A 10,504-nucleotide genomic window follows, 5' to 3' on the forward strand; every position below is an offset into this window, starting at 1 on the left:
GGCAGCGGGGGGCCGCCCGGCGGAGGCCCCCGGGGTCCGCGGCGACGCGTACCCCGGGGACCTTCTGCTCCCTGTGCCTCCGATCCCTGTGCTTCCGGCGCTGCCTCGCGGAAGGGATTTGCTGCGAGGATCAAGGGATGGACATGGAACTGATCCCGGCCCCGGTCAGCGTCGGCGACGAGGGGCGGCGCGGCTTCCTGATGGACCGGGCGACCACCATCACCGCGCAGACCGGCACCGAGACCACCGAACGGTGGCTGCGCACCACGCTCGGGGCCGCCTTCGGCCTGCCGCTCGCACCCGGCGTCGAGGGCGGGGACAACACCGTCCGGCTGCTCATCGACCCGGCCCTGGAGCCCGAGGGCTACCGGCTGTCCACCGGGACCGGCCGGAGCATCGAGATCACCGGCGGCAGCCCGGCCGGCGTCTTCTGGGGCGCGCAGACCCTCCGCCAGCTCCTGGGGCCGAAGGCCTTCCGCCGGGCTCCCGCCGCGGGCGGCGGGCGGGCGGCCGTCGCGGCCACGGACATCGAGGACCGCCCCCGGTTCGCCTGGCGCGGCCTGATGCTCGACGTCTCGCGGCACTTCCTGCCCAAGGACGACGTCCTGCGCTACCTCGACCTCCTCGCCGCCCACAAGCTGAACGTCTTCCACTTCCACCTCACCGACGACCAGGGCTGGCGGGTGGAGATCAAGCGCTTCCCGAAGCTCACCGAGGTCGGCTCCTGGCGCTCCCGTACCAAGTACGGGCACCGGGCCTCGGAACTGTGGGACGAGACCCCGTACGGCGGGCACTACACGCAGGACGACATCCGCGAGATCGTCGCGTACGCCGCCGAGCGTCACATCCGGGTGGTCCCCGAGATCGACATCCCGGGCCACTCGCAGGCCGCCATCAGCGCCTACCCGGAGCTGGGCAACACCGACGTCGTCGACACCGCGGCGCTCTCCGTCTGGGACACCTGGGGTGTCAGTCCGAACGTACTCGCCCCCACCGACAACACCCTCCGCTTCTACGAGGGGGTCTTCGAGGAGCTCCTCGACCTCTTCCCGGCAGCCACCTCGCCGTTCATCCACATCGGCGGGGACGAGTGCCTCAAGGACCAGTGGAAGCAGTCCCCGGCCGCACAGGCCCGCATCAAGGAACTCGGTCTGGCCGACGAGGACGAGCTGCAGTCCTGGTTCATCCGCCACTTCGACGGCTGGCTCACCGAGCGCGGCCGGCGGCTCATCGGCTGGGACGAGATCCTCGAAGGCGGCCTCCCGGACGGTGCCGCGGTGTCCTCGTGGCGCGGGTACGCGGGCGGCGTCGCCGCCGCCGAGGCCGGACACGACGTGGTGATGTGCCCCGAGCAGCAGGTGTATCTGGACCACCGTCAGCACGGCGGCCCCGACGAGCCGATGCCCATCGGGTACGTCCGCACCCTGGAGGACGTCTACCGCTTCGAACCCGTGCCGCCGGGTCTGAGCGAGGAGGCGGCCCGTCACATCCTGGGCACCCAGGCCAACGTCTGGACCGAGGTCATGCAGAACCGGTCCCGCGTCGACTACCAGGTCTTCCCGCGGCTCGCGGCGTTCGCGGAAGTGGCCTGGTCGGCCCTGCCCGCCCCCGCCGACCGGGACTTCGCCGACTTCGAGCGCCGAATGACCGGGCACTACGCCCGACTTGACGCACTCGGCGTCGAGTACCGCCCGCCGGGCGGCCCGCTGCCGTGGCAGAAGCGCCCCGGCATCCTCGGACGCCCGATCGAGGGTGTGCCCCCGAACGTGTGAGCCCGCCCGTGGAGCACGTCCCGCCACCACGGTTCCTGGGACCGTGGTGGCATGGCAAGCGCCCCGGCGACCCCGCCGGCACGTGCTTCCAGCGAATGGAATAAGTCGTACAAAGGTCGCCGAAGAGTGGCAATTCGGGCTCTGTGCATAAGAGACGTGAAACGGGAGCATCCCCCAGGTCATGGACGGATGCGCCCTTCGCGGACCCTCGCGACGGCCCGATCGGAAGATGTGCCAGAGTTGCCACGTCCGGGCTTTGAGCACGTACCGTACGGCGAAACAAGCGGGACGCCGGGACACCGGGAAGGGGCAGCTGGGTTGACCACGCACGCACCGCAGGCGACGCAGTCCGTGACGCTGCCCGCCTCGCTCGACGAGGCCGTGGCGGCACTCGGCGCCATGCCCGCCGCCGTTCCGGTGGCCGGCGGTACGGACCTGATGTCGGCCGTCAACAAGGGGCTGCTGCGCCCCTCCGGACTGGTCGGCCTCGGCCGCATCAGCGAGCTCCGCGGCTGGCACTACCAGGACGGCCACGCCCTGCTCGGCGCCGGACTCACGCACGCACGCATGGGGCGTCCCGACTTCGCCGCCCTGATCCCGGCCCTGGCCGCGTCCGCGCGCGCCGCGGGCCCACCCCAGATCCGCAACGCCGGGACGCTCGGCGGCAACATCGCCACCGCGGCACCGACCGGCGACTCGCTGCCGGTGCTGGCCGCCCTGGAGGCGGAGCTCGTCATCGCCGGCCCCGGCGGCGCCCGCCGCGAGATTCCCGTCTCGCACCTGCTGGCCGGCCGGGAGATGCTCGAACCCGCCGAACTGATCGGGTTCGTCCGGGTGCCGCTGCTGCACGCCCCGCAGGTCTTCCTGAAGGCGACCGGCCGCACCGGCCCCGGCCGCGCCACCGCGTCCGTCGCGATCGTCCTCGACCCGGCCCGGCGCGGGGTGCGCTGCGCCGTCGGCGCGATCGCGCCGATGCCGCTGCGCCCGCTGGAGGCCGAGCGCTGGATCGCCTCGCTCATCGACTGGGACGGCGAACGGGGCCTGGCGCCCGATGCGCTGGCCGCCTTCGGCGAGTACGTCGCCGCGGCCTGCATCCCCGATCCGGTACCGGCCGCCGACGGGGGAGAGGCGCCACCGCTGTCCCCGGCCGTACTGCATCTGCGGCGCACGGTCGCCGCGCTCGCCCGACGCGCGCTGGGGAGGGCCCTGTCGTGAGCAACACCAACAACAACGCCGGCGACGACGACCGCACCGAGCAGCACGGGGGCTGGCAGCCGACCCCGCAGGGCGGCGAGTACGACGCCGAGGCGACCGCCTTCGTCCACCTGCCTCCGGAGGACCTGGCGAACATTCCGCTGGCCGCACCCGGCCACGGATACGTACCGCCGATGATCGTGCCGCTGACCCCCGTGGCCGGGCTCGACCCGGCGGCGATGGGCAGCTGGGTCGTGCAGGCGCAGAGCACGCAGGAACACGGACCGGACCAGCAGGCGCCGGACGAGGTGCAGTGGCCGGACCCGAACCAGCAGCACCGGCAACAGGAGTACCTGGACTACCCGCAGCAGGGCGAGACGTCGGCCGCGACGGGCCGGTGGAACTTCACCGAGACGGCAGCCGCCGAGCCGTACGGCCACACCGGCGAGTGGTCCATCCCGGTCGCCGACGGCGATCTGCCGGACGAGTCCGGCGAGTTCGCGGCCTCGGCGCCGGCCTTCGAGTGGTACGCCGACCGCACACCACCCGCCACGCTGCCCGGCGGCGCGCCCGCACCGTGGGCGACGCAGGCGGACCCGGACGACCACGGAGCCGCCGAAGCGGCCGCTGAGATCCCGCCGCACGGAGCGGGACACACCCCGGCGCTCGGCGTGGACCTCTCACCGGCCCCCGCCCCGGACGACACCCCGGCCCCGGACGTCATCCCGGACCCGGCCCCCGACACCACCCCGGAGCAGGCACTCGAATCCGCCCCGGCGGAGACCGGGACCGAGCCGCCGGCCGAGCCGCTCGCCGACGACACGGCTGCCCCCGAGGCCGGCTTCCCTGCCGGGCCCTCCCCGGCCGCCTCGCCCGACACCGCCAGCGAACATCCGGCCGCCTCCTACGTCCTGCATGTGAACGGCGCCGACCGCCCCGTCACCGACGCCTGGATCGGCGAGTCACTGCTCTACGTGCTCCGCGAACGCCTCGGCCTCGCCGGCGCCAAGGACGGGTGCTCGCAGGGCGAGTGCGGCGCCTGCAACGTCCAGGTCGACGGCCGTCTCGTCGCCTCCTGCCTGGTCCCCGCAGCCACCGCGGCGGGCAGCGAAGTCCGTACCGTCGAAGGTCTCGCCGTCGACGGTGAGCCGTCCGACGTCCAGCGCGCCCTGGCCGGCTGCGGTGCCGTCCAGTGCGGGTTCTGCATTCCCGGAATGGCCATGACCATCCACGACCTGCTGGAGGGCAACCACGCCCCCAGTGAGCTGGAGACCCGTCAGGCGCTCTGCGGCAACCTCTGCCGCTGCTCCGGCTACCGAGGCGTCCTCCGAGCCGTCGACGAGGTCGTCGCGGGCCGCGAGGCGAGCACCGAAGCGGCCGCGGCGCCCGGAACCACCTCCGCGGACTCCGGTGAGGTCCGCATCCCGCACCAGGCGGCGCCCGGTGCCGGTAGTGTCCAGCCCCATCTGCAGGACGGAGGCATGGCGTGAGCAACGATGCGGCCACCGCGACCCACTCGGCCCTCACCATCCCGTCGGCCGACGGCCCCGGCACCGAGGAGCCCACGCTCGGCATCGGCTCCTCACTGCCGCCCGCCGACGCCCGCGCCAAGACCGAGGGCACCTTCCCGTACGCGGCCGACCTCTGGGCCGAAGGCCTGCTGTGGGCGTCCGTGCTGCGCTCCCCGCACCCGCACGCCCGCATCCTGTCCATCGACACCTCGGCCGCAGCCGGGATGCCGGGCGTCCGCGCGGTCGTCACACACGAGGACGTCCCAGGCGACGGCGCGTACGGACGCCGCGTCGTCGACCGCCCTGTCTTCGCCTCCGAACTGGTCCGCCACCACGGCGAGCCGATCGCGGCGGTCGCCGCCGACCACCCCGACACGGCCCGCCTCGCCGCCGCCGCGATCGCCGTCGAGTACGAGGTCCTCGAACCGGTCACCGACCCGGAGAAGGCCTTCGCCGCCGAACCGCTCCACCCCGACGGCAACCTGATCCGGCACATTCCGCTGCGCTACGGCGATCCGGACATCGCGGGCGAGGTCGTCGTCGAGGGCCTCTACCGCATCGGCCGCCAGGACCCCGCCCCGATCGGCGCCGAGGCCGGACTCGCGGTGCCGCGCCCCGACGGCGGCGTGGAGATCTACACCGCCTCCACCGACCCGCACACCGACCGCGACCTCGCCGCCGCCTGCTTCGGTCTCGAACCGGACCGGGTGAAGATCGTCGTCACCGGTGTCCCCGGCGCGACCGGCGACCGCGAGGACCCCGGTTTCCAGCTCCCGCTCGGACTGCTCGCCCTGCGCACCGGCTGCCCGGTCAAACTGGCCGCCACCCGCGAGGAGTCCTTCCTCGGCCACGCCCACCGCCATCCGGCGCTGCTCCGCTACCGCCACCACGCGGACGCCGAGGGCCGGCTGGTCAAGGTCGAGGCACAGATCCTCCTGGATGCGGGCGCCTACGCCGACGCCTCCTCCGAGTCGCTGGCCGCCGCGGTCGCCTTCGCCTGCGGCCCGTACGTCGTACCGCACGCCTTCATCGAGGGCTGGGCGGTCCGTACGAACAACCCGCCGTCCGGCCATGTGCGGGGCGAGGGCGCGATGCAGGTCTGCGCGGCGTACGAGGGCCAGATGGACAAGCTGGCCGCCAAGCTGGGCATCGAACCGGCCGAACTCCGCCTCCGTAACTCCCTCGCGACCGGCGACATCCTGCCCACCGGCCAGACGGTCACCTGCCCTGCACCCGTCGCTGAACTCCTGCGCGCGGTGAGGGACTTCCCGCTCCCCGCACTCCCCAAGGACTCCCCGGAGGACGACTGGCTGCTGCCCGGCGGCCCGGAGGGGGCGGGCGAACCCGGCGCCGTGCGCCGCGGTGTCGGCTACGCGCTGGGCATGGTCCACATGCTCGGCGCCGAGGGTGCGGACGAGGTCTCCACGGCCACGGTCAAGGTCCACGACGGTGTCGCCACGGTCATCTGCGCCGCGGTCGAGACCGGTCAGGGCTTCACCACCCTGGCCCGCCAGGTCGTCCAGGAGACGCTGGGCATCGAAGAGGTCCACGTGGCCGCGGTCGACACCGACCAGCCCCCGGCCGGCCCCGCCACGCACGGCCGTCACACCTGGGTCTCCGCCGGGGCGGTGGAACGCGCCGCCAAGATGGTCCGCACGCAGCTCCTCCAGCCGCTGGCCCACAAGTTCGGCATGTCCACGGAACTGCTCCAGATCGCCGACGGCAAGATCACCTCGTACGACGGGGTGTTGTCCACGACGGTCACGGAAGCGATGGACGGCAAGGAACTCTGGGCCACCGCCCAGTGCCGCCCCCACCCGACGGAGCCGCTCGACGAATCCGGCCAGGGCGACGCGTTCGTCGGGCTCGCCTTCTGCGCGGTCCGCGCGGTCGTGGACGTCGACATCGAGCTCGGTTCGATCCGTGTGGTGGAGATGGCCGTCGCCCAGGACGTCGGCCGGGTCCTGAACCCGTCCCAGCTGGCGACCCGCATCGAGGCAGGCGTCACCCAGGGCATCGGTACGGCCCTGACGGAGAACCTCCGCACGGCCCGCGGCGTGATCCGCCACCCCGACCTCACGGGTTACGCGCTCCCCACTTCCCTTGACGCCCCGGACATTCGCATCGTCAAACTTGTCGAAGAGCGGGACGTGGTGGCCCCCTTCGGAGCCAAGCCGGTTTCGGCGGCCCCGGTGGTCACTTCCCCCGCCGCCGTGGCCGCGGCGGTCCGCGCAGCAACGGGTCGCCCGATAAACCGTCTCCCGATCAGACCCCAGGCGGCGGTGGCGGCACCCAACTCCTAGGCTCAGCAAAGGCGATGTGATCCGGGTTGCAGCTGCAACCCGGAGATGCAGGCTGTCGCCGGTGCTGGCTAAGGTGAACCCGGAGGCTGAGGCCGACTCAGTGATCAGCTGTTGCTGAACGGGGGAGAGCGCTGTGCGACCGAGTGATCCGGGGGCGGCGACGTCGGGGGCTCAACCGGGTGTCGTAGGCGCCATGGGGGCCTTGGGAGCGGTCGCCTCGGGGGCCATGGGTGAACTGGTCACCGAACTGTCGTCGTTCACGAAATTCCGCGACCGCATAGACGAGCTTCTGCGCAACCTCAAGGCGTCTCCGGCCGGGCCGGGGAAGGTCGCCGAAGACACGGTGGGACGCGAGAAGTTCGGTGGCGGCGCGGGCGCTTGGGGTGAGGCGGACGCGCTTCACGGGGCGTACTCCCGCGTCATCAAGGAGCTGGAGCAGTTGTCCCAACTGCTGTCGGACTCCATCGAGGGCATGAACATCGCGGTCCTCGCCTCCCACAAGGGTTACGAGCACGTCGACCTCGATGTCCGTCAGCGCATGCTCGCCATCAAGAGCAGCACGGAGGCACACCACAAGGCCGAACAGGCCGTGGCGAACCGGCGCGAGGAGCAGGCGGCCGCGTCGGAGAAGCCGATGGATCCGCCGAAGCGCGCACACGGCGCCGGAGGCTACTGATGCCGACGGCAATGCGCTCTGCGAGCGGGCGACGGGAACAGGCAGAGGGAGGGGCGCCGGCATGGGTACGAACTTCGACGGGATGACTCACGAGTCGATGCTGGAGTGGCTGGACCAGGCCAACAGCGGTGAGATCCAGGGGGCGGCCGATCGACTGGTCGGCGCGGCGGCCGAGATCCGCAAGATCGCCGAAGACCTGAAGGTCCGTCCGCAATGGGTGGAGTGGAAGGGCAAGGGGGCTGACGCGTTCCGCACGTGGAGCGCGGACCTGGCCAACGCGACGCTGCGGCTCGGAGACTACAGCGAGGGCGCGTCGAAGTGGCTCGGTGAGGCGTCGAATGCGGTCGCGTCGGCGCAGGCGTCGATTCCTCGGACCGAGGCGGGTGCCCAGGCCGATGTGGATGCGGCTCTCGCCGCACGGAATGATCCGGATGCGTCGGCGGTGGCGAAGAAGTCGGCCGAGACGTTGATCGCGTCGCGAGAGAAGAACCGTGACGAGGCTGCGGCGCAGATGCGGCGGCTTGCGGAGTCGTACTCCTTCTCGTCGTCGCAGATGAGCGCGCTGGAGAAGCCGGTGTTTCCGGCCATGCCACAGGTGATCGCACCGGAACCCGATAAGAGTTTCGACAGCAATGGTGAGCTGGCCCGGCCGGCTGGCACGAACAGCGGTGGTGGCGGAGCCGTGAGCGCAGTTGCTGCGCCGGAGTCGTACGTCCCGTCTTCCGAGGTCGCGCCAGAAGGCCCTCGCGGAGTGAGTCCAGCGCCGGTCTCGGCCACATCCGATCGGGACGCACCCACGTCGATGGCGATCGACGGCGGGGTTGCTGCACCGATGTCACCGCACACGGTCACGCCAAGCGGCCCTGGGACTCCCATGCGCCCATCCGGACCCGAGGGCGGGGTGTCCCCCTCAGCGCTTCCCGGGATCAGCACCGGTCTGACCCTGCCGCCGAACGCCGTGAGTGCAGCTCGGATGCCGGTCACGCCCAGGCTTCCCACCATGCCGGGCCCAGCAGGCCCTGGAGGTACCACCGGTGGGCGGCTGCCTCGCGACGGAATCACCGGCGGTCGCGCTGTGACGCCGAACACCGGCCGTCCCGTCGGAGGGATTCCCCGAGGCACGGTTATCGGCGGGGAAGGCACACAAGGCCGAGCTCCCATGGGCCATGCCGGGGGACTTGGCGGCGTGGGATCAGGTCAGGGCGGAGTCAGCGGAGGACGCCGCCTGGCCGGGGAGACGGGTGGAGTCACGGGGGGACGGCCGCAGCAGGCTCGAGGTGCCGGGTCTCGACCGTTCACACCAGGAGGCTCGGGACTGGTGCGTGGCGGAGCCACGAGCGGGTCCCAGCGCGGGCCGGGGGCGACGGGGCGGGGTCCTGTCGGTGCTCCGGGCTCACGATCGGGGGGCTCCCGGCGTGACGAGCGCGGTGAACGCCCCGACTACCTGGTCGAGGACGAAGAGACGTGGCAGCAGGGGAGCCGACGGATTGTGCCTCCGGTCATCGACTGATCCATGAGGAATGGCAAAGGGAAGCGGATGACTATCAGCAGTGCCAGGGACCGTTCCGTCAAGGCAGGTGCTTCAGCGGCCTTGGGACTGCTGCTGGTCGGTGTTGTCACGACGCCTGCGCACGCCGATTCGACGCGGTCGATGGAATGGCATCTGGATGCCATGCACGCAGAGGAGATGTGGAAGACCAGTACGGGAAAGGGAGTCGTCGTTGCGGTCATCGACTCGGGTGTGGACGCATCGAACCCCGACCTCCAGGGACAAGTCCTGAGCGGGAAGGACCTCTCGCCCGACTCACCCGGGGATGAACGAACCGACTATCAGACCCATGGAACGGGCATGGCCGGGCTGATTGCCGGAACGGGGAACTGGGGCGGTGGGAGGGGGGCTTTGGGGCTCGCTCCAGGAGTCAAGGTTCTTCCCGTTCGCATGCCGAACGACGCGGGACGCGTCAACGGCGCGACCGGCGATGCGCACTTCAACCGGGACCTGCCCATCGCCATTCGATTCTCGGTGGATCACGGGGCGAAGGTCATCAACATCTCTCTCGGGAATCAGGTCGGGTCACAGCGGATCACCGACGCGGTGAAGTACGCCCTGGACAAGGGGGCTCTGATCTTTGCTGCGGTCGGGAACGACGGTGATGGGGCCAACCAGTTGATGTACCCGGCAGCTACTCCCGGTGTCGTCGGTGTCGGGGCGCTTGACAAGGATCTGCAGAAGACCGATGAGTCCCAGTACGGCTCCCAGGTGGATCTTTCGGCGCCGGGCGAGGAGATGGTCCATGCCTGCGGTGCCAAGACGGGGCTCTGCAAGTCGCACGGAACCAGCGACGCCACCGCCATTGCTTCCGCCTCCGCCGCCCTCATCTGGTCCGAGCACCCCGAATGGACGAACAATCAGGTCCTGCGGATCATGGTGAACACCGCTGGCGCGCCCACCGATGGTTCCAAGCGCAACGATTACGTCGGATACGGCGCGGTCCGCCCCCGTATCGCTCTGAAGACCCCGGGTGACCCCGGTCCGGCAGATGTGTACCCGCTTCCGGACCTCGCGGCGGCCGACAGGAGCCCCAGCCCCGCTGCCCGGCCCTCCAGAGCGAACGGCGGCTCGGTGAAAGACGGCAGGTCCGGCGTCGCGTCCTCCGTGTCGGACGACACCGGCAGCAGTGCGGGACTCCGGACCGGACTGGGCAGCGGCGCGGCGGTTCTCGTCGGCGCGCTGGTCGCGGTACTCGCTGTCCGCTCCCGTCGTCGCAAATACGCCGCAGCAACACCGAGTTCGTATCCCCACCCGCAGCCTCCCAACCCGTACCTCCCGTACGGCCCCCCTCCCGCACCCGACCGGTCCCGGGGTCAGGGGCCTAACACGTAGAGGCCCGTGGCCCACATGAGGATGTGGGGACGGGAAGCACGGGGAGGTTGCGCCGGAGCCCGCCCCGGCCCCCGAACGCCTGGCGGGGGGGGGGCACCGGGGGGGGGCCCCGGGGGCCCGCCCGGGGTGACCCGACGGGGGTGGGGCGGGGGGGCGGGGTGGCC

General features: G+C 71.6%; 7 protein-coding genes. 6 read left to right on the forward strand and 1 reads right to left on the reverse strand.

The window, feature by feature from the left end:
- Positions 1 to 137: 137 nt before the first annotated feature.
- The 5 genes from ACFVXE_RS17185 (at position 138) to ACFVXE_RS17205 (ending at position 7,456) form a co-directional block, all read left to right on the forward strand.
- Positions 138 to 1,772 (forward strand): beta-N-acetylhexosaminidase, encoded by a 1,635-nt coding sequence (locus tag ACFVXE_RS17185; RefSeq protein WP_389671950.1) that lies wholly within the window; start codon positions 138 to 140, stop codon positions 1,770 to 1,772.
- Between the two features lie 318 nt (positions 1,773 to 2,090).
- Positions 2,091 to 2,987 carry an FAD binding domain-containing protein gene (locus tag ACFVXE_RS17190; protein ID WP_389671951.1) on the forward strand — a complete coding sequence of 299 codons (897 nt, stop codon included), beginning with the start codon at positions 2,091 to 2,093 and terminating at the stop codon, positions 2,985 to 2,987.
- A complete protein-coding gene (locus ACFVXE_RS17195) occupies positions 2,984 to 4,456 on the forward strand; it encodes a 2Fe-2S iron-sulfur cluster-binding protein (protein WP_389671952.1) in 1,473 nt (490 codons plus the stop codon). The genes ACFVXE_RS17190 and ACFVXE_RS17195 overlap by 4 nt, the downstream gene beginning before the upstream one ends.
- A complete protein-coding gene (locus tag ACFVXE_RS17200; RefSeq protein ID WP_389671953.1) occupies positions 4,453 to 6,780 on the forward strand; it encodes a xanthine dehydrogenase family protein molybdopterin-binding subunit in 2,328 nt (775 codons plus the stop codon). The genes ACFVXE_RS17195 and ACFVXE_RS17200 overlap by 4 nt, the downstream gene beginning before the upstream one ends.
- A 193-nt stretch (positions 6,781 to 6,973) precedes the next feature.
- Positions 6,974 to 7,456 (forward strand): hypothetical protein, encoded by a 483-nt coding sequence (locus ACFVXE_RS17205; protein ID WP_389671954.1) that lies wholly within the window; start codon positions 6,974 to 6,976, stop codon positions 7,454 to 7,456.
- A gap of 297 nt (positions 7,457 to 7,753) precedes the next feature.
- Here ACFVXE_RS17205 and ACFVXE_RS17210 read toward each other — a convergent pair whose 3' ends face one another.
- Positions 7,754 to 8,044 (reverse strand): hypothetical protein, encoded by a 291-nt coding sequence (locus ACFVXE_RS17210; protein WP_389671955.1) that lies wholly within the window; start codon positions 8,042 to 8,044, stop codon positions 7,754 to 7,756.
- Positions 8,045 to 9,143: 1,099 nt separating this feature from the next.
- Here ACFVXE_RS17210 and mycP point away from each other — a divergent pair.
- The gene (gene mycP, locus ACFVXE_RS17215; RefSeq protein ID WP_389671959.1) at positions 9,144 to 10,340 is read left to right on the forward strand and encodes a type VII secretion-associated serine protease mycosin; all 1,197 of its coding nucleotides are present in this window, start codon (positions 9,144 to 9,146) and stop codon (positions 10,338 to 10,340) included.
- Positions 10,341 to 10,504: the final 164 nt, after the last annotated feature.

This window comes from Streptomyces sp. NPDC058231, from assembly GCF_042882275.1.
Classification (GTDB): Bacteria; Actinomycetota; Actinomycetes; order Streptomycetales; family Streptomycetaceae; genus Streptomyces.